We start from the raw sequence: 19801 nt of genomic DNA, 5'->3' as shown, positions 1-19801 counted from the left end.
AGAAAGACCTTCTCACTTTTTTCCTATGCGGCCAAAGTCTCTTCATATAGTTTTTCAAATTCTTTTACCATTTTGGCAAAGGTGAAGTGCTCAAAAAAGTGCTTTTGGGCCGCCTCAGCCATTTTAACTTTGAGATTCGGCTCTTCAGCAAGCAGGCTTAAGGCCGCGGCCATCTTTACTTCGTCATCACTTGGCACCAGGAGGCCGGTTTGGCCGTCTTTGACTATTTCAGGGTTTCCGCCAACAGCGGTAACCACCGCCGGAAGCCCCACGGCCATAGCCTCAAGCAAAGCCAACGAAGTGCCTTCACTGAAGCTTGATAAGGCAAAAACATCGGCCACTTGCACCAGTTTCACCGCGTCCTGGCGAAAGCCTGTAAAAATTATGTGTTCAGAAAGCCCGAGTTCTTTTGTCAGGGCCTTTAATTTTTCCATTTCCGGCCCGTCACCAATGAGAAGCCCTTTAATTTGGGAGGCTTTGGTCCTCGCCATGGCAATGGCCTTAAGAAGCATAGGCAGGTTCTTTATAGGGTCAAAACGCCCTACTGTGGCCACTATAAAATCCTTTCTGCTAAAGCCGAGCCTGGCTCTGATTTTTTCCTTTTCTCCCGCAGGGATTGTTTCCGGCGGAATGATACCGTTATAAATCACGCGTATTCGTTTTCGGGAAAGGCCTTCATATTTTACAAGCCTTTCTTTGACCTCTTCTGATACAGCCACTATTTCGCTGGCAAGTGGCTGAAGCACCAGGCGATTAAAGATGTTTTTCGGACGTTTTAATACCTCCGGGTAATGGCGGCCGTGCTCATGAAAAATGAGTTTAACCCCCGGGTTAAAAAGCCTGGCCAGGCCGGCATAAAAGAAAGGCGTGTATTGGTGGGCGTGAATCAGCGCTATCCGATGTTCTCTTATAAGGCGGCTCAAATTCCAGACCAGGTTTAAATCAATACCTGGCTCCCGAAAAAGGGGGAAAACCGGGATGCCCTCTTGCCGCAACTCAAGCCCCCATTTTCCGGGCTCTTCAAGGGTAGCCACTATTACTTTGGCTTTTTTGCTAAAGGCGCGGGCCAACTCGCAGACCAGGCGTTCTGTGCCGCCCGGGTTTAAAGCGTGGGCCACGTGGCATATTACGGGCTCAGGGTAGGTAAGCATCAAGCACCTCTAGCTTTTTCTCCCAGCTATAGTCTTTTTCCATTCTCTTGCGGGCGAGCCGGCCTATTTTATGGGCCTTGACTGGGTTTTTCAATAATTCCTTAACGGCTTCAGCAAAATCTTTTGCCTGGTGAGCTACGAGAAGCTCGCTTTCCTGAAACGTGATACCTTCAGCCGCCTCTGGTGTGGCCACTACGGGTTTGGCCATGGCCATGGCCTCAAGCACTTTGTTTTGAATGCCGCGGGCCAGCCTGAGTGGGGCCACACACACATCAGCAAGAGAGATATAATCGCGGGCGTCTGGCACAAAACCTGTCACCTGAACCCCTGGTTCTTTAGATAGAGCTTCTACTTCCGGCAAAGGGTCTTTGCCTACAACGTAAAAAGTGGCTTTAGGGAACTCGTTTTTTACCAGCGGCCAGATTTCTCTGGCGAACCAGATTACCCCTTCGGCGTTTGGCCAGTAATCCATAGCTCCGGTAAAAACCACAGTTGGCCCGTTTTTTTTAAGTTTTGAACGATAAGCCGGGCTGAAAAAATCAAGGTCAACGCCGTTTTCAAGCACCGTTACTTTCGGGCTACTTTCCACCTTCTCTTGAAAAAGCGCAGCTTCAGCCGCGGAGACCAGAAAGACCCGGTCAAAGGCCTTGACGATTTTCTTTTCGTATGTCCGCATGCGACCGGCCTCAAGGGCATACACCAAGCGCCAGGGAAACCCTGATCTCTCAGCGTAAAGACGCCATTTTTCCGAGTCCACGTCCATAAAGTCAAGAAAAAGGCGGGCTTTAGTTTCAGGCCCTCGGAAAACATATTCAGCGGCCGGCGCACACGAACAAAAAATAAGACTTATTGGATCTTTTTTTACTAGTTGATTGAAACGGACCTGCAACTCTTTGGCGTAAAAGTAAACTACTGACAGACTACCTTTGGGTAAAGCCTTAAAAGAAGCAAGTTTTCGCCATTTTTTGGGCTTGAAGTCAAAAAATACATTTTTAAGGGGTAAGTCCAGGCGGTTAAGCTCGTTAAGGTCTCTTTCTTCGTCAAGGTGGCAGATAAGGCTTACTTCGTAGCGCCTGGTCAAGTATTTCAGGATGTTATAGGCCCTTAGTTTATCGCCTTTGTTGGGGGGAAAGGGGAAGCGGTGGGCAATAAAGATGGCGCGCTTCATAAGGCGATGCGCCCCCTTAGCTTCGGCCCCAAGTAATTTGCGGCCTTTTCTGGAAGTTTTTGCCAGATTTTTTCTATCAGGGGCCGCACTTTTGAGACCTTTTCTTCTTCGGCTGGCACGCGGTACCAAAAGAGCGCTTTTTCTTCAGCTCCCCATTGTTTTTTGAAGCGATAGGTGCCACTACCAGGTGTTGAACGGCCAAAGTCAAAAATTTTGGCTCCTTTTTCTATGGCGAGAGAGAGCATCTGCCAGTAAAGGAGCATGTTGGGGCTTATGCGTTTATATTCTCTCAGTGAAGCGGCCCAGGGCACCGTGGCTGTTTCGTTACTAAAAATGATAATGCTTGCCGCCAGAGGTTTCCCTTTAAGGTGAACCATAACCACTCTGGCTTTATCTTCGTAAAAAGAAACGATGCTTTTGAACCAGGAAAGGGCGTGGGGCGGAGAGCCCAGGTAATGCATGGTTTTGGTATAAATGCGGTAAAAGGCTGGCAAAAGTTCAACTCCGGCTACTACCGCCTCGGCGCCTTCTTTCATGGGGCGCCGCACCTGGCTGCGCACTTTTGATTTGAGTGCCTTCCAAAGGTCGTCGCTTTCGTCTGGCAAGGGAAGAAGAAGTCTTACTTTGGCTACCTGGCCGCTATTTTTCGGAAGAAAGGCCGGTTTTTCGGGAAACCTGATCTCAAGAGGGCCTATTTCTTCGGCTATTTTTTGAGCGTGAAAAACAAGGGCCTTTTGGGCTTCTTCGTCAGAAGCAAGGGGCCCGCCGTAATCACCAAAGGGAAGCGAGATTAGGCTTTTCCCTCGAAAGCCTTTAAAGATAACCAGTGGCAGCGCCCCACGGAGCTCTTGGCCTTCATAGGCCAGCAAAAAAACAGGGGCGTGGCCGTAAGCCCTAGCCACAGCTTTAAGCCAGGCCAGGTGATGATACGGCCCAGGGGCGAAATCCTTTATTAAGTCGTCCCAGTCGGGGATTTCGTTTAAAAATACTCTCTTAACCCTCATCAACCAGCTCTTTTAGGCTACAATTAATCCGAGTGTTTTTACACGACAAATTTATCGCCGCTGACATAATCGCTAAAGCAAAGTAACCTTCGCTGTCACTGCGAGGCCTTTCCTTCTTTGTCACTGCGAGGAGCCGAGGGCGACGAAGCAGTCTCCGAGATCCCTTCGCTGCGCTCGGGACAAGGATTGCTTCGCTTCGCTCGCAATGACAATGTAAAGTAGCTCGCAATGACAATATTTCTTACTGTCTCTACGAAGAGCCGTCCTTCCTGTGTCTGCGAGGAGCTGACTCCATTTCGTCACTGCGAGGCCGTATGGGCGAAGCAGTCTCTGTTTTTTTTGCAAAATTTCACCTTTAGTTAGCTGTGTGCTGAAGTAAATTTTAGAATTATTTCTTATATATATCTCCCCTTGGTCCTATTTTTACTACTAAAATAATGCGTTCTTTTTTATAAACTTTAATTAACATTCTATACTTTCCAACTCTTACCCTGTAAATGTCTTCTTCTCCTGCTACAGGTTTTATGTCTATTCTTTCTTTATTTATCAAGAGATATAAAATACTATCTATCTTTTTCTGATATCCTTTTGCTAATTTTTTATAAGTTTTATATGCCTGTTTTGAAAATTCTATGTGCCAAAAGGCCATGAAATAGTCTCTTTATTCTTTAATTCTTGTTCTGATCTTTCTATTTCTTGTTTTTCTTCAATTGTTAAAGGGGAAGTATCTTCTTCTAAAAATACTTTTTCAAAAATCTCCTGCTTTTCTTCTTCATTTAACTTTTTCAACATTTCAATTATTATATCTATTGGAATAGAAACGTTTTTTGTTTTCATACTATGTCTCCTGAAGCATAAAATTTTGAAAGATCTATTTAAAGGTTTAGAATATTTCTTAACCCTTATCAACCAGCTCTTTTAGGCTACAATTAATCCGAGTGTTTTTACACGACAAATTATCGCCGCTGACATAATCGCTAAAGCAAAGTAACCTTCACTGTCACTGCGAGCCCGTATGGGCGAAGCAGTCTCTGTTTTTTTTGCAAAATTTTTAAATGTTATAAAAGTTCCAAAAATTCTTCCACACTTAATCCTGCTTGTTTTAAAATATGAGATAAAGTTGATCTTTTAATCGGTTTATGTGCAGGAACTATTAATTTCAATTTCTTATCTTTCGTGTATTTATGAAGCCTTATATGGCTCCCTTTCTGCCGCACCACAACCCATCCATCTCTCTGGAGAGCTTTTATTACTTTATCATAGTTTAGGCTAGGGACTTTACTCATATAGTTAACTCTATTATTTTGACTTGCTTTTCTGCAAAAGAGACTAAATCATCTTCAACGGGCTCAAGGTATAACTCTATAGCTTCTTTAATATTCTGAAGGGCTTCTTCTACAGTATCACCTTCACTAATACATCCTGGCAATCCGGGAACATATACGGTATATCCACCTTCTTCGCTAGGTTCTAAAACGATTTTAAGTTTCATTTTTATTCTCCTACAATTCTTATTTTCTAGTTGAGAATTTTTCTTTTAACCCTCATCAACCAGCTCTTTTAAGCTAACTTTGGGTAGTGACTCTAGAGATTTTAAAACTTCTTTTAACGGCGCGAAAGAAAAGTCTTTTAAAAGTTTATGGAATCTTTTTTTAGTTTTCGACAAATTTTGGTAATGCCTGAAGCGAGATTTAAGTGGCGCTTTTATGCGCGGCTGGGACGGGTCAAACTCCCAGGGGTGTACGTAAAAAACAAAGGGAAGTTTTTCTTTTTTATTTACGCGCTTTAGGAGATACCTGGTCAAAAAATAAGGAAAAAGCCGAAAATAGCCCCCTCCGGCCACAGGAATGTTCATTTTTCCTAAACGGGCCGTAGAAACAGGGAATTCTTTGAGATTGTGTTCTTTGATCACGAAAGGGCGACGCGGGGCAGAGGGGATACCGTAAAGGTCATGATAAATGGGAAAGATGCTTGAATCGTAAGCGTAGCCCTCTTCAGCAAGTATCTTTAGGGCCCAGATGGTCTTTCGGGTGACGGAATAAGTAGAGGCGCGAAAGCCCAGAACTTCCTGGCCAGCTATATCTTCAAGAACTTTTTTGCTTTCGCGGGCCTCCTTACGGAATTCTTCTGGTGTCATTTCAAAAAGAGGCTTGTGGCTTACGCCGTGAGAGGCCACTTCGTGACCGGCTTGGGCGATAAGGCGGATAAGAGCTGGATATTTTTTAGCCACCCAGCCTAGGCAAAAAAAGGTGGCTTTAACGCCCTCCTCAGCTAGAAGGTCAAGGACAAGCTTGGTGTTTTTTTCCACCCGCGGGGGGAAGACGTCCCAGTCTTCAGGTTTTACCACTTTGGCGAAGGCTACTACCTGAAAGTATTCTTCCACGTCAACGGAGAGGGCGTTAATCATCATAGCTCCACAAATTTAAGTTCAGGAAGCTTAGGAATTTCACCGCGCCTTACCAGATGTCTGAAAAAGACGCGTAAGGCCTCCTGTTTTAAGCCAGATAAGTCATATTCAATGCCTTTTAAATAGACTAGGCATTCGTTGATTCCTAATGAAGTGAGGTTTCGGCATGCTTTGGCTATATCGCCCAGGGCTGCTGTGCCTTTGGCCCGGGAGAGATAGAGTTCACGGGCAAAGGCCTTTATGGTGTCTTTCTTTTGTTCCCAGGCTTCTTTTCTCACGGCAAGGACCGCGAAGACAAAGGGAAGCCTTGTATGTTCCATCCAGAGGGCGGCGAGATCGTGGCATTCTAAAAAATTATTTTTGGTTCTGAGGATAAGAGCCTCGTCTCCAATAGCAAGATAAGCCGAGGCATCGCGGCTCTCTTCGTAAGTGCCGGGGCGATAAAGCGGCTTAAGGCCACAAAAGTCTTCAAGTAAAAGTTTGAGCAAAGCCACTGATGTGGCGCTGGCCCTGGTTAACACTATTTCCTGGTGAGAGAGCTTTTCCAGGGGAAGCCGCGAAAAAAGAAGTACACTTCCCACTCTCCCCGTGGCGGAAATAGAAATGTCTGGCAGGAGTAGGTAGTTTTCTGCGTGGGCGGCGTACTCAAACGAAGACACCAGAGCCATATCAAGTTCGCCTTGAGAAAGTAATCGGTTAAGCTCACTTGGGTGAGCCTCGTAGATTCCCCAGGCAGTTTTTTGTTTGTTAAGCCCCCAAACAAGGGGTGCCGTATTCAAATAAGAAACAAGCCCTATTTTAAGCATGGTCACACCCTGAAAATTTTAAATAACATAACACCTGTTAAAGAAATAAAAACGAGGCCTAAAGGTTGAATTAAAAGAGGCGATACAAGGCCTTTATCGCCAATATATTTGAAGATTAAAAAAGCTATTAGGCCCGTGGTCATAAAGAAGATACTTAGGCTTAAGCCTTTGCCTAAAGATTCACGTCCACGTTGACCCATCAATACAGGAAGAGAAAATAGAAGCAGAGCGGCTGAAAGCAAAGGATAACACAAGCGATAAGTAATTTCACTTTCCGTTACCACTGTTGGTAGGCCAGCTTGCTTTAGAAAACTTCGTTGTTCCCAGAGTTCTTGGAGGCTGTGAAGTCTTGGAGTCTTTTTTACTAGCATAACTGTATCCGGATCAAACTCAAGTATTAAGGAATATTCATTGAACCACGTAGGTATGAAGTGATTCTTTTTTTCTTTTACGACTCCGTTTTTAAAAATCCAGCGGCCGTTTTTAAAAATAGCTTCTTTGGCCCAGATAATGCGCACTGGTTGCCCCTGTGAATCCACCTTGGCGTAAACAACATTTCTTACGTAGGTAACCGAAGAGGTTATCAGCTGTCCTATAAAAAAAGAATTTATTCCTCTAAAGTGGAGTTTCCCTTTGAGGATAACGCCCTGGGGATTTTTTTTACCGATTTTAGTTTCCCAAACAAAGGTTGATCGGTAAGCCGATTCTGGAAGTAGGGAATCAGAAACAATGACAAATAGTAGAGAAAAGAGAAGGGCAAAGGTTACGTAGGGGAAGGCAAGTCGCATAGCCGAAAAACCAAGAGACCTAAAGGCAATAAGTTCATTTCCTCTAGCCAGAAAAGCAAAGGCCAAAAGCCCGGCTAGCACCAGACATACCGGCCAAAGGTCAAACAAGATTTCGGGGATGCGCCAGAGTATATATTCTAGTAAAAAATAGAGAGGAACTTTGGCCTTAAGTACATTATCTAACTTGTCAAAAAACTCTATAAGGGCGTAAATGCTGATAAAGACGGGGAATATCAAAGCAGCTACAGTAAAATAAGGTTTTAATAGATAGCGGATGTATATCTTCATTTAGTACGGCCTGATTAGTCTTTTTTTAGTTGCCCAGAATAGCAAAGTTAGTACCAAAATCAAAAATATATTGGGTATATTAGAAGCCATAAGAGGAGATAGTTTTTGGGTTTCAGCCAGGCTTATCCCCAGAGATTGCAAAAAATAATAGCCCAAATAAAGAATAACAGCCACTACTCCTCCTGTTACTCTGCCGGAGGTTTTTATCATACTCCCAAGATAAGCTCCTAAAATAGGGAGAAAAAAAGCCGCCCAGGGAAAGGCTAAACGACGATAATACTCAGTTATATATTTGGCACGCTTGGGATCATTAGGGGGCAAAGAAATGGTCTTCTCTTTTAGTTCTTTAAGGCTCATTTCACCGCGGCTTGGAGTTCTGGTGGCTTTGAGTTCTTTAAGTCTGGTTCGGTAAACATATTTTTGAAATTCAATTTCCTGGACAGAAGAATAGTCCTTGCTTATCAAGTGTACACTCCCCTTGTCCAGATGGAGTTCTAAGATATCATCTTTCAGGGTAAACCAGCCTTTTTTAGCAAAAATAAGCCCTTTTTGCCCCTTCTGGGTTTCATCAAGGATAAAAACAATGGCGAAGTTTTTTCCTTTTTCCCAGGACTTTTTTACAAACATGGTTAACCCGTTAGTGATAGGCACAAAAGTTTTAGCGGGAATACCATTTTCTATTTTTCTTTTAGTGAGTTCAAAGAGAAAGGTCCGATAAGCATGTTTGCTCCAGGGAATAAAAGAAAGGGTAATAAAATAAGTAATTATCAAAGTGATTATCGAAAAGAGAAATACCGGCCGTAAAAGCTTTTCAAAAGAAAGACCAAGGCTTTCTAGGGCTAGTAATTCTTTATCTTGAACAAGCCGCATAAAAAGGAAGAGTGAGGCCATTAAGGCCGCTAAAGGTAAAGCATAGGAAAGTAAAAGGGGTAAGAAATAGGTTATCAAGCGTAAGTAATCTTTGACACCCAAATTTTCCTCAGTGAGGCTTACCAAAAGTCCGATAAATCTGGTAAAAAGGAGTAAAGAGGTAAGGCTTAAAAGAGTGATTACAAAGTTTTTCCAGAGTTCAGTACTCAAATATCTAAAAAGAATCATGGCTTAACTTTACCAAAATAAAAAGAGAGGGCCAGTTTGAAGGGGAAAACTACTTCATTTTTTTTGCTAATTTCCCTATCCATTATCGTGTATCTGACCCTTTATCCTTTTAATTTTTTAGGAAATTTTAGGGAAATTGAGCTAAAAATCTTTCTATTACATCCTGAAAAGCATTCTTTATCTGATATTTTCAGCAATTTTTTACTTTTTTTCCCTATAGGTTTCTTCTGGTTTTACGCCACTAAGACTTATCGAAAATGGATTTCCCTAGCGATGTTATTCTTTTTTGCCGCTATATTTTCTTTCACCCTTGAATTTTTTCAACAGTTTCTGCCAGAAAGAATCTCCTCTCTTACTGATGTAGCTACAAATACATTGGGAGCAGTGGCCGGATTTTTAGCCGCGCCTTTTCTTTCCCTGCCTAGAAAGTCCAGGTTTAGCCTTGATGAATACTTTGCCCTTTTTATGGTTTTTTATCTTTTGGCCGAGCCTTTTATTCCCAGTTTGGATATCGGAGACTTAAAATATAAGCTCAAACACATCTCTTTTTCTCCGGGTTTAAACAATGTTTTTTTATCCTCTTTTTTTATGGCCTATGCCTTTAAAAGGTTTTCCTGGGCCTCTTTAGGATTCTTTTGGCTACTGATAGAAGGGTTTAGGTATTTGGTGGTAGGTATAGTTTTAAATCCTATTAAATCCTTTTTGCGTTTGATTTTGGCATTCCTTTTTAAGTCTTTTATAAAACAAAAAGATTTTTATGTTTGGGCCTTTGCTATTTGTTATCTGCTTGAGGCTTGGGCTCCTTTTTCTTTTCGGCATCCTTCATTTAAAATAGACGCTTTGATACCGTTTAAGTATTTTTATGATAATGTTTCTTTCGGTGCTATTTTTTCCCTTTTTAGAGAGCTTTTTTGTTTTGTCTTTTGGGGGCTTATTCAAGGTTCTATTGGGGGAGCTTTTTTGCTTTCGTTAGTAGCAGAAGTTGGCCAGCTTTTTATAGTAGGCCGATACGCCGATGCCACGACCATTTTTCTCGCCATTTTAGGTACGTTACTGGGTAGAAGCCTTTTAGCTTCATCAAAGGACGTTAAACTACAGAAAAAAAGTGCGGAGGTCCCTTTTGTCTGAGGAAAAACCCTCGGTTTTTAAAGCCATAAAAGAGATTTTCAGGAAGTCTCCCCAGGAAGAAGCCAGAGAATTCACCGAAGAAATAACCGAGTTAATAGAAGAAGGTGAAGATAAAGGGCTTCTTTCTCCCGAAGAAGGGGAGATAATTATCAATATACTTGAGGTGCGCAATGTTCCTATACGGGAAGTAATGGTACCCCGTAAAGACATAGTGGCCCTTGAAGTAAATGCTGATTTTGAAAAAATAAAAGAGACTATTCTTCAAAAACCTCATACTCGTTATCCGGTTTATGAAAAAGACCTTGACCAAATTGTAGGAATTACTCATATAAAAGACCTGTTTCGTTTGTGTAAGAATGATAATCCGTCAGGCCTCAAAGAGCTTTTGCGAGCCCCTTATATAATTCCGGAAAATCTGAAATTGATTGACCTATTAACAGAATTTAGAAAACGAAGAGAACAGATTGCCCTGGTTATCGACGAAAGCGGCGTTATCGTGGGGCTGGTTACGCTAATTGATTTGTTTGAAGAAATACTTGGAGAAGAAACCCCGGTTTTCCCCAGAGATCAGGAAGGCTGGTATATTGCCGATGGTTTAGTTAGAATAGACGACGTAGAACGGATTTTGAAAATAAAGCTTCCCAGAGGGCCTTACGAAACTATTTCTGGTTTTATAATCAATCAGGCAGGCCGTATCCCTGAAAAGGGAGAGCGGTTTCGCTTTGATGGCCTTCATGTGGAGGTCCTTTCCGCTGACGAAAGGCGAATTAAAAAGATCCGTTTCAGGAAAGATATCTGATGTGGCCTTATATTTTAGCCATTATTTCTGGAAGTTTACTTTTTCTAGCTCATCCTAAAGCAGGCTTTTCTTTTTTAGCTTTCTTTGCGCTAGGGTTGGTCTTTGAGGCCATAAAGGTTTCTCGCCAGGGCTTTAGACTTGGTTTTATCTTCGGATTTGTTTATTTTTGGGGCCTCCTTTACTGGCTTATAAATGTAATGATGGATTTTGGGGGGCTGCCGTTTTTAGCCGCGGTGGGGGTTCTTTCTCTTCTGGCCGCTTATCTAGCTTTGTATCTGGCCATTCCTTTCTGGCTTTCTGAGAAGCTTGGCTTGTTGCGACTCGGTCCTCTAAATGCCTTGTTTTGCGCTGCTCTTTTTACCTCTTTTGAGTTTTTACGAGCCAAAGTGCCTTTTGCTTTTCCCTGGGGTTTTTTGGGCACCACCCAGTACGAAAATATTTTTTTGATTCAAATAGCTTCTCTTGGAGGCGTTTACGCAGTTTCTTTTGTGCTTTATCTGATTAATTATGCCTGCTTTGCCTTTATAACCGAGCAATTTAAGGCCCGTTACACTATAGCTTTGGCCTTGGTGGTTTTTTTGGGTGCCTACCTTTACGGTGCAAAGGCCTTGGATCACAAATTTTCTGGTACGCCTCAAAAAGTGGCCATTATTCAGGGCAATATCCCTCAGGATGTAAAATGGAAGCCGGAATTAAAAGAAGAAAGCCTTGAAAAATATTTGAACCTTTCGCAAAGGGCCTTAAAAGAAAAACCAGAGGTAATAATTTGGCCAGAAACCGCTCTTCCCTTTTACTTTGGCCTGGAGAGGAATTTATCTCAAAAGATAGCGAACTGGGTGGCTTTCCACAAAGTATATCTAATTTTGGGGACTCCTCGATTAGAACGCGAGAATAACGGCTACAAAATTTTTAACAGCTTGTTTTTGCTTGACCGAAATGGACATGTAAAAGCCATTTACGATAAACAACACCTGGTGCCCTTTGGGGAGTTTGTCCCTTTTGAAGATGTATTACCTTTTTTGCGAACTTTTGCTGTGGCTGCTGGAGGCTATAGTCCTGGGCCAAAACATTCACCGCTTGTGATAAAGCCTGGAGAGGCCTTTGGTGGGTTGATTTGTTTTGAAAGCGTATTCCCGGATTTGGCCCGTGAACAGGTAAAAAAAGGAGCAACGGTACTTCTGGTAGCCACCAATGATGCCTGGTTTCGTACCAGTGCCGGGCCCTACCAGCATTTTGCCCAGGCGGTTTTTCGAGCTGTGGAAAACAGGCGTTATCTGGTTAGAGCCGCCAATACCGGGATTAGTGGGTTGATAGATCCCTATGGTCGCATTATACTTCGAACTCCCCTCGAAAAAGAGGCGTATCCTACGGTAGTAGTCAGACATTTATCTTATGAAAGCTGTTATACTAGATATGGAGATTGGTGGGCGATTGCTTGTGTATTGAGTTCTTTGCTTTTAATCGTCAAAAATTGGTGGGGGAGGAGAAGATGAAAAAAGGAGTTATGGAAGCCAAATCTGGTTTGATGACCCTTAATCCAGCTGAGATAAAAATGCAGATTGAAAAACTTGAGGAACGTATATCAAGTTTAAGGAGGTGTCTTTGATCCAGCGGCTAAAAGAGAACGACTCAAAGAACTGGAAAAAGAGCTGGTCAAAGAAGGCTTCTGGGACCGTAAAGACGCCAAAGAAGTTTTAAGGGAGCGGGCACGCCTTGAAGACCTTTTAGCCTCCTGGGAAAAGCTAGAACAGGAATTTGAAGATACGAGAGTTCTTTTTGAGCTGGGTGTAGAGGAAGATGATGAGGAAACACTTAAAGAAGTAAAAGCCCGCCTTAAAAATTTAGAGAAAACTATAGAAGAAGAAGAGGTTAAACTTTTTCTTTCTGGCCCTCATGATGCCTCTAACGCTATTGTTACTATTCACGCTGGGGCAGGGGGCACAGAAGCTCAGGACTGGGTTGAGATGCTTCTTCGTATGTATCTTCGCTGGGCGGAAAAAAAGGGCTTTAAGACCAGGATAATTGATATTCTTCCTGGAGAAGAGGCCGGCATAAAATCAGTAACCTTTATGGTGGAAGGCCCTTATGCCTATGGCCACTTAAAGGCCGAGTCAGGGATTCATCGGCTGGTAAGGATTTCTCCCTTTGACGCCAGTGGCCGGAGGCATACATCTTTTGCTTCGGTTTCCGTGATCCCTGAAATTGAAGAAGATATCCAGATAGAAATCAGGCCGGAAGACTTAAAAATAGAAACTATGCGTGCCAGTGGCCATGGTGGCCAGCATGTTAACAAGACTGAAAGTGCCGTGCGTATTACGCACCTGCCAACGGGTATCGTGGTCCAGTGCCAGAACGAGCGCTCCCAGCATCGCAATAAGGCCATAGCCATGGCTATATTGAAAGCCAGGCTTTATGAACTTGAGCGCCGCAAAAAAGAAGAGGAAAGGCAAAAACTTTACGGCGAGAAAAAAGAAATTGCCTGGGGTAGCCAGATACGCTCTTACGTGCTACAACCTTATCGGCTTATTAAAGACCACCGCACAGGAGTAGAAGTGGGAAACGTAGAGGCGGTGCTTGATGGGGATATAGACGGTTTTATAAGGGCCTATCATCTGCAGAAAGCGGATTCTCTAGAAGTTCAGAATCGGGAGGCGGTTTCTTGACAGGCCGTTTAGCTGTAGCTAAGTTTAGAGAAGACATGACGGCCCCATCGTCTAGTGGCCTAGGATACTGGCCTCTCACGCCAGAGACCGGGGTTCGAGTCCCCGTGGGGCCGCCAAATTTTATTTTTGGCCTTCCTGGAATTTAATATTTCTGGTCACTTGAAATGAAAAAAGATTCCTCTATTTTAAAGCTCTGGCAACTCGTTAAACCTTATTGGTTTTTAATATTTTTGTCTATCATCTTTAGTTTTATTGCTTCTATCTTTTCAGGTTCTGTTGCCTGGTTAGTAAAGCCATTAATGGATAATGTTTTTTTAAAAGAAAACTATCATTATCTTAAATTTGTTCCCCTAGCGATAGTAGTAGTTTTCCTTTTTAGAGGCCTTTCTGTTTTTTGTCAGGCTTACTTTATGCGCATAGCTGCACTTAAGTTAACCAATAAATTACGTGCCGATATATTTGAAAAACTTCTTTTTTTACCTCTTTCTCAAGTGAGACGAGAGACTTCTGGTAGATTGGTATCACGCGTTATTAACGATACTAACATAGTAGAAACAAGTTTAACTGATGTTTTTAGAACTATAGTCCTTGAAAGTTCAACAATAGTAATTCTAATTGGCGTGGCATTATGGCGAAGTTGGGACTTAACTCTTCTTGCTTTAACGGTTTTGCCTGCCGTAGCTTTAATTTCAAGGAAACTGGCCAAAAAATCTCACCAGACCAGACACTTGGCCCAACAGGAGATGGCCAATCTTACCAGCCATCTTTCTGAAAGCCTACAGGGTTTAAAAGATATAAAGGTGTTTACGCAAGAAAAGTACATGTTAAAACGCTTTAATCATGCTTTAAATCAGTTTTATCGTTTTTCTTTGAAGCTTACAAAATATAATGAAGGAACTAAGTTTTTCGCCAACCTTATGGCTGGGGTTGGTGGCGGAGCTGTCTTTGCTTACGGAGGCCACTTGATTATAAAAGGAGCCATAAGTCCTGGAGATTTTTTCTCAGTGCTTACAGCTATTCTGATGATATTTAATCCGGTAAAAAAATTGTCTTCAGCTTATGCCAAAAGTCATGAAGCTTTAGCTGCCGTTGAGAGACTTGAAGAATTTTCGGGCTTGCCGAAAGAAGAGTCTGGAAAAATTAAAGCTTTCCCTCCAAAAATTGGCATAAACTTTAAAAGTGTAACTTTTAAATATCCCAGGGCAGAAGAAGCTGCTATTGAGAACATAGATTTGCTTATTCCATCAGGAAAAGTTTTAGCTATCGTGGGCCCAAGTGGTGCTGGAAAGAGTACCTTAATTTCTTTGATTCCTCGCTTTTTCGATCCTACTTCTGGAAAGATTTTTCTTGATAATATAGATTTAAAAGAGTTTGACTTAAAATCTTTAAGAGCTCTTATAGGTTTGGTTTCTCAAGACGTAATACTTTTTAATGCAACGGTGGCAGAAAATATTGCTTTTGGAAAACCGGAAGCCACCAGAGAAGAAATAAAACAGGCAGCACGGCTAGCTTATGCCCATGAATTTATTAAAGACTTGCCTCAAGGATATGATACTTTGCTAGGAGAAAAAGGTTTTAACCTTTCAGGGGGCCAGCGGCAGAGAATAGCTATTGCTAGAGCCATACTTAAAAATCCTCCTATATTAATTTTAGACGAAGCAACCAGTCATTTAGATTCAGTTTCCGAACAGCTAGTACAAAAGGCCATGAATAACCTGATGAAAAATAGAACAACTATTCTTATTGCCCATCGTTTATCCACCGTAAAAAATGCAGATATTTTAGTAGTTATGGAAAAAGGTAAAATAATTGCTCAAGGAAAACACGAAGAATTGCTACAAAAATGTCATGTATATGAAGAATTATACGAATCTTTTGTGAGGCATTAAAGAGGAATTGCAATGAAAGTTAGCGGTTTTACCTTTTTAAGAAATGCAGAAATGTTGGGTTATCCATTTGTTCAATCTATAAAGTCTATTTTACCGATAGTAGATGAATTTATTGTGGCCTTAGGTCCTTGTGAAGATAATACTGAAATAAAACTTAAAGAAATAGATACTCCAAAACTAAAAATTATCCATACACAATGGAATGAAAATATGAGAACAAAAGGTTTTGTGTATGGTCAGCAAAAAAGTATTGCTCTTTTTAATTGCACAGGAGATTGGGCTTTTTATCTGGAAGCCGATGAAGTTATACATGAAGATGATTTACCAAAAATAAAAAGAGCTATGCAAAAATATTTAAATGATCCCGATGTAGAAGCCTTAGCTTTTGATTATATCCATTTTTATGGTAATAAAAATACCTATATATGGTCTCCTGGATGGTATAGAAAAGAAGTAAGAATAATTAAAAATAATTTGTTTGTATGGGCTCCAAAAGGTTTATTTTTTCTTGTTGTAAATAATTATAAAAGAGGTCGCTATCCCAAAGCAGCTATGACTGGGGCTAAGATATATCATTACGGTTGGATAAGAAGTGAAGAACAAATGAATCTAAAGTTACAAAAGGTAGAAAAGTATTGGGGCAAAGAATATAAAGAAAAAAAATATGATAAAATTGATCCTAAAATTTTACGAGAGTTCAAAGGTAAGCATCCAAAAGTTATAGAAGACTGGTTACCACCCGCAGAAGGAATATTTCGAGCGGATCCCAATTATAAGTTAACCTGGAGAGAAAAGAAACATCGTGTTTTATTGTTTTTCGAGAAATTATTTAATCTGGATTTTAGCAAAAAGCATTTTAAATTGGTGAAATGATCATCGCTAACGATAAAGATAAAAGTTTAGAAAAATTTTTTCTTGCTTTGATTATTTCGTTGATTTTATTTGCATTTACTATAGTTCTTTCTAAAAGTATTAATACTATAATAATGATACTAATTTATTTGCAAGTTGTGATTTTTTCTCTTTTTAGCTCTAAGCTTAGAAAGCAAGTATTTAGTAATATTAAACAGCCGTTGCTTTATCCTTTTTTGTTTCTAGTAGGTATTTCTTTTTTTGGTGTTGTTTATAGCGAAGATTATGTTGAAGGTTTTAAGCGGGCAAAAACACTAGTTAACCTGATATTGGTTTATTGGCTCTTTTCTGTTTTGTTAGATTCTTGTTTTTTAAGCAATCGTCGGGTCAAGTTGATTTTTTTTTCTTTTTTGTTTGGATTGATTGTTTTTGATGTAATAGGGTTTTTAAGTTATTTTGGTATCTTTATAAAAGACTCAACGCTTATACCGTTTCGTCCTTTAGGAGTTCATCATATTTGGGTTGGAAACATCAATTCATTTGGTTTTTATGTAGCCACTATATTTTTGATTTTTTATAGGCTTTCTCTAAAGTTTACTGAGAAATTTTTTCTTTTCTCTTTTATCTTGATTGGTTTAGTTTCTATAATTTTGTCTACTTCAAGAACTGCCTGGTTGGGGCTGTTAGTCACTTTTATGATTTTACTTTTAGTTGTTTTTAGAAAACAGAAAAAGATATTATTAATAGTATTTGCAGTAATTTTTGTGTTTTTAATCTCTCTCTATAAATTTAATAATGTAGTTAATCAAAGAGTAAATTTAATTTTTTCCGATATTTCTAAATATCAGTCTGGAATTGTTGGTACTTCTATTGGTTCACGCTTTGTTATGTGGAAGGCTTCTTTTAAAATGTTTATGTCAAATCCTTTTTTGGGCGTCGGGACAGGCGATTATATCATTGCTGCAAAAGAATATGTAAAAAGTGGGAAATTCCCATCTTTACTTGCCCGATATAATCATCCTCATAATATGTTTATGTTTGTATTGGCAACTAATGGGCTTTTAGGATTAACAGCCTTGTTATATATTTTTTATAAAATTCTGATCTATTCCAAGAAACTCATATTAAGTAATAATCCGTTAGGATATATTTCTTTGTGTGCTTGTATCCATATGATTGTATCCGGATTTACTGAAAATGTGTTATTTATTCATATGTTGCTAGTTACTTTTAGTTTTATAATAGGGCTATGTATTAGGAGAACTACTTTAGAATGCTAGTGTTTATATTCAATTTTGTCTGAGTAGCGATACAATTCTATTAATTTGGCATATTTAAAGAAGTGTCCAGCTGCATTTAAGAATGATATAATAAATCCATCTAGTCCTTCTAGGAAGCCCTGTTTTAATAAATATATTTTTAAAAAGGACCATATAGAATGAGAAAATGGTGTAATAATAGATGGTTTAACCCCTTTTTTGAATAATTCTATAGCTGCTAGCTCAGAATAAACGTCTAATTTTTTTAACATTGATGAATAATTATCAAAAGAATAATGTTCTATATATGCCTGTAAGTTAATAGTTTTTCCATATGTAACCCATCTTTCATGAACTAATCCTTCAAATTTACCTGTAGATTTATCAAAAAGTCTTATTATTCTATCTGGCCACCAACCACATCTTTTTATCCATTTACCATGAAAAAAGTTTTTTCTACAAAAACTATAAGCGGAAGCATTTGGTTGTTTTATTATATTTTTAATGGTTTCTGCTGTTTCTTGTGGTATTCTTTCATCAGCATCTAGACTTAATACCCATTTATATTTAGTCTTTTCTAACGCACTTTGCTTTTGAGGCCCATATCCTTTCCATTTTTCTACAAAAACTCTACAGCCGAAATTTTTAGCAATTTCTATTGTTCTATCTTCACTTCCCGAATCTAAAATTACTATATCATCAGCAAAAGAAATGCTTTTTAAACAGGGAATCAAACGTTTTTCTTCATTTTTAGTAATAATTATAACCGAAATAGGAATCTTTTTCATTGTTAATAATATTATTTTCTTTTTAATATTCCGTTATCACAAAAGTATTTATCTGTTTTTAAAATTTTTTCTAAAAGAAGCTCATTTTTTAATAAATTATTTTTAGGTGCAGGGGGATGCCAAAGATGGAAACAAATAGCTAGGAAAGGATGTTCTTTGCGATATAATCCATAATTATAGCATCTTACTACTAACTCTGAATCTTCTCGTCCCCATCCTATAAAGTCTTCATTAAAGCCATTTATTGCTATAAGATCTTCTTTAAAAAAGCTCATGTTGCAACCTTTTATGCCTCTCAGTTTTCTATTTTTAAAACAAGGGAATTTTTTTATTCGAAAAATATGATGCCAATTAGATATTTTATTTGTTAATATGGCTTTTAAAAGAAATATTAAAGAATTTGCTTCTTTATAAGAGAAAAAAGGTTCTATTTTTTGGCCTACTAGAATCCTTTTTCCTTGAACAAAATATCCTTTTTCGGCTAGGAAAAGGTGATCTGCAATAAAAAATTTATGAGGTATACAATCTCCATCTAAAAAAATAATGTATTCATATTGGGCGATTTTAATAGCTTTATTTTTTATTCTGCTAAGTCTAAAACCTTTGTCTCGTTGCCATATATGTATAATTGGAAAAGGAGCCCTTTTTTTTATATTTTTTACTAATATTTTAGTTTCATTATTCGAACCATCATCTGCAATAATCACTTCATTTGGTAGATGTTTTTGGTTTATTAGTCCATCTATTACTTTTTTTAATGCTGAAGGACGATTGTAAGTTGATACAATTACAGATGTTTTCATTGTTTTATAAATAAAATAACAATTTTTATGTCATTAGTTTAATATTTCTGTAAGTTTAACAATCATTATGAATAATATAACAGGCTTTTCCAAAAACAAAAAGGGAGGCGGAGAGCCTCCCTTTAAAATTGAGGAGGGGGATGGTTTCTAAGCTATATCTTTCAAGAGGTCAGCTAACATGGCGTTGGCTACTTTTTTAGAATCTACCTGATAAGTGCCAGATTCAATTTGTTCCTTAATGGCCCTTACTTTATCGGCTCGAACATCAGGGGAGGTTTTCACTATAGATTCAATCTTTTTGATGTCTCGCGCTGTTTGGGAAATTTCTACCCGGTCTCGCTCAACAGCAGGTTGCTGGTTTGCTTGGGTTGCTTTTTGATTGAGCTCTTGGGTCTGGGCCTGTTTAACCTGTTCCGTCTGAACATTAAATTTTTGGTAAAGATTTTCTATTTTCATCGGTTATCTCCTTTCGCCTTTAATATTTTGGCGACGACCCTCTCTAAAAGCTTAGATTTTTCCTCCGAAGATATTTCTTCGGTTTCCTCTAATCCTTTTTCGGCATCAACAATTTTAAACTTAAAAGTTTTTTCATTATTCTCAACCCCTGGTTCTTGTTGTTTATTTAAACGCCAAGCCAGCTGATTTAATAAGTTTTTACCTTCTTCCGATATAGTTACTTTATCAGGAGTAGGCCTTTCTCTGTGCCAAGAGATTTTTCGGCCAGCTTGGCGGCCGTAATTTTTTATAACATTTTGAATTTTGTTAAAGTAGATATTCATTGTTCCGTCCTCTATAATACTTTTCGGGCAGAGGAAGAGGAGAACTTTAAAATTACATATTTTTAAAACGCTTTATTTTCAACCCTTTACCATAGGTGAAAATCTTCAATTTTTTCCCTTTCCCATAATTT

Annotated in this window: 22 protein-coding genes and 1 tRNA gene; 8 read left to right on the top strand and 15 right to left on the bottom strand. The window is 39.5% G+C overall.

Annotation, left to right across the window (positions count from 1 at the left end):
• Window positions 1-23: 23 nt before the first annotated feature.
• From THEIN_RS03570 to THEIN_RS03520, 11 genes are all read right to left on the bottom strand, one after another.
• Complete coding sequence (locus tag THEIN_RS03570) at window positions 24-1151, bottom strand: glycosyltransferase (protein ID WP_013907333.1); 1128 nt, start codon at window positions 1149-1151, stop codon at window positions 24-26.
• Window positions 1135-2319: a TIGR03087 family PEP-CTERM/XrtA system glycosyltransferase gene (locus tag THEIN_RS03565; protein WP_013907332.1), complete on the bottom strand. Its 1185-nt coding sequence runs from the start codon at window positions 2317-2319 to the stop codon at window positions 1135-1137. The genes THEIN_RS03570 and THEIN_RS03565 overlap by 17 nt, the downstream gene beginning before the upstream one ends.
• A complete protein-coding gene (locus tag THEIN_RS03560) occupies window positions 2316-3323 on the bottom strand; it encodes a GNAT family N-acetyltransferase (protein WP_013907331.1) in 1008 nt (335 codons plus the stop codon). The genes THEIN_RS03565 and THEIN_RS03560 overlap by 4 nt, the downstream gene beginning before the upstream one ends.
• A gap of 388 nt (window positions 3324-3711) precedes the next feature.
• A complete protein-coding gene (locus tag THEIN_RS03555; RefSeq protein ID WP_013907330.1) occupies window positions 3712-3972 on the bottom strand; it encodes a type II toxin-antitoxin system RelE family toxin in 261 nt (86 codons plus the stop codon).
• Window positions 3954-4160, bottom strand: coding sequence for a hypothetical protein (locus THEIN_RS03550; RefSeq protein ID WP_013907329.1), 207 nt, complete (start codon window positions 4158-4160; stop codon window positions 3954-3956). The genes THEIN_RS03555 and THEIN_RS03550 overlap by 19 nt, the downstream gene beginning before the upstream one ends.
• Window positions 4161-4381: 221 nt before the next feature.
• The gene (locus tag THEIN_RS03545) at window positions 4382-4609 is read right to left on the bottom strand and encodes a type II toxin-antitoxin system HicA family toxin (protein ID WP_013907328.1); all 228 of its coding nucleotides are present in this window, start codon (window positions 4607-4609) and stop codon (window positions 4382-4384) included.
• The gene (locus THEIN_RS03540; RefSeq protein ID WP_013907327.1) at window positions 4606-4815 is read right to left on the bottom strand and encodes a type II toxin-antitoxin system HicB family antitoxin; all 210 of its coding nucleotides are present in this window, start codon (window positions 4813-4815) and stop codon (window positions 4606-4608) included. The genes THEIN_RS03545 and THEIN_RS03540 overlap by 4 nt, the downstream gene beginning before the upstream one ends.
• Before the next feature lie 45 nt (window positions 4816-4860).
• The gene (locus THEIN_RS03535; RefSeq protein ID WP_217125055.1) at window positions 4861-5733 is read right to left on the bottom strand and encodes an XrtA system polysaccharide deacetylase; all 873 of its coding nucleotides are present in this window, start codon (window positions 5731-5733) and stop codon (window positions 4861-4863) included.
• Window positions 5730-6536: a menaquinone biosynthetic enzyme MqnA/MqnD family protein gene (locus THEIN_RS03530; RefSeq protein WP_013907325.1), complete on the bottom strand. Its 807-nt coding sequence runs from the start codon at window positions 6534-6536 to the stop codon at window positions 5730-5732. Before THEIN_RS03530 ends, THEIN_RS03535 begins: the two co-directional genes overlap by 4 nt.
• A gap of 2 nt (window positions 6537-6538) precedes the next feature.
• Window positions 6539-7612, bottom strand: coding sequence for an LptF/LptG family permease (locus THEIN_RS03525; protein WP_013907324.1), 1074 nt, complete (start codon window positions 7610-7612; stop codon window positions 6539-6541).
• Entirely contained in the window at window positions 7613-8710 is a 1098-nt protein-coding gene (locus THEIN_RS03520) for an LptF/LptG family permease (RefSeq protein WP_013907323.1), read from the bottom strand.
• A gap of 36 nt (window positions 8711-8746) precedes the next feature.
• Between THEIN_RS03520 and THEIN_RS03515 the strand changes: the two genes are divergently transcribed.
• From THEIN_RS03515 to THEIN_RS03480, 8 genes are all read left to right on the top strand, one after another.
• Window positions 8747-9838, top strand: a complete 1092-nt coding sequence (locus THEIN_RS03515; RefSeq protein ID WP_013907322.1) for a VanZ family protein — start codon at window positions 8747-8749, stop codon at window positions 9836-9838.
• A complete protein-coding gene (locus tag THEIN_RS03510) occupies window positions 9831-10637 on the top strand; it encodes a hemolysin family protein (RefSeq protein WP_013907321.1) in 807 nt (268 codons plus the stop codon). The genes THEIN_RS03515 and THEIN_RS03510 overlap by 8 nt, the downstream gene beginning before the upstream one ends.
• Window positions 10637-12130, top strand: a complete 1494-nt coding sequence (gene lnt / locus THEIN_RS03505) for an apolipoprotein N-acyltransferase (RefSeq protein ID WP_013907320.1) — start codon at window positions 10637-10639, stop codon at window positions 12128-12130. Before THEIN_RS03510 ends, lnt begins: the two co-directional genes overlap by 1 nt.
• Before the next feature lie 32 nt (window positions 12131-12162).
• Window positions 12163-13300, top strand: a protein-coding gene (gene prfB, locus THEIN_RS03500) for a peptide chain release factor 2 (RefSeq protein WP_013907319.1) whose coding sequence is annotated in 2 segments (ribosomal slippage) — window positions 12163-12231 and window positions 12233-13300 — 1137 coding nt in all. Because the reading frame shifts where the segments join, the coding sequence is not laid out codon by codon here.
• Window positions 13301-13340: 40 nt separating this feature from the next.
• Window positions 13341-13416: transfer RNA gene (locus THEIN_RS03495), tRNA-Glu, on the top strand.
• Between the two features lie 48 nt (window positions 13417-13464).
• Window positions 13465-15189: an ABC transporter ATP-binding protein gene (locus THEIN_RS03490; protein WP_013907318.1), complete on the top strand. Its 1725-nt coding sequence runs from the start codon at window positions 13465-13467 to the stop codon at window positions 15187-15189.
• Between the two features lie 12 nt (window positions 15190-15201).
• Entirely contained in the window at window positions 15202-16062 is an 861-nt protein-coding gene (locus tag THEIN_RS03485; RefSeq protein ID WP_013907317.1) for a glycosyltransferase, read from the top strand.
• Window positions 16059-17321: an O-antigen ligase family protein gene (locus THEIN_RS03480; protein WP_013907316.1), complete on the top strand. Its 1263-nt coding sequence runs from the start codon at window positions 16059-16061 to the stop codon at window positions 17319-17321. Before THEIN_RS03485 ends, THEIN_RS03480 begins: the two co-directional genes overlap by 4 nt.
• Here the strand turns inward: THEIN_RS03480 and THEIN_RS03475 are convergent.
• The 4 genes from THEIN_RS03475 to THEIN_RS03460 form a co-directional block, all read right to left on the bottom strand.
• Window positions 17318-18088 (bottom strand): glycosyltransferase family 2 protein, encoded by a 771-nt coding sequence (locus THEIN_RS03475; RefSeq protein ID WP_013907315.1) that lies wholly within the window; start codon window positions 18086-18088, stop codon window positions 17318-17320. The genes THEIN_RS03480 and THEIN_RS03475 overlap by 4 nt on opposite strands.
• 11 nt (window positions 18089-18099) lie before the next feature.
• Entirely contained in the window at window positions 18100-18891 is a 792-nt protein-coding gene (locus THEIN_RS03470) for a glycosyltransferase family 2 protein (protein ID WP_013907314.1), read from the bottom strand.
• A gap of 147 nt (window positions 18892-19038) precedes the next feature.
• Window positions 19039-19347: a flagellar biosynthesis anti-sigma factor FlgM gene (gene flgM / locus THEIN_RS03465; RefSeq protein WP_013907313.1), complete on the bottom strand. Its 309-nt coding sequence runs from the start codon at window positions 19345-19347 to the stop codon at window positions 19039-19041.
• Window positions 19344-19670: a hypothetical protein gene (locus tag THEIN_RS03460; RefSeq protein WP_013907312.1), complete on the bottom strand. Its 327-nt coding sequence runs from the start codon at window positions 19668-19670 to the stop codon at window positions 19344-19346. The genes flgM and THEIN_RS03460 overlap by 4 nt, the downstream gene beginning before the upstream one ends.
• Window positions 19671-19801: the final 131 nt, after the last annotated feature.

It is taken from the genome of Thermodesulfatator indicus DSM 15286 (assembly GCF_000217795.1).
In the GTDB taxonomy this organism is placed as follows: Bacteria; Desulfobacterota; Thermodesulfobacteria; order Thermodesulfobacteriales; family Thermodesulfatatoraceae; genus Thermodesulfatator; species Thermodesulfatator indicus.
Note: the sequence above shows the minus strand (reverse complement) of the source record. Positions and strands in the feature narration are given on the sequence as shown.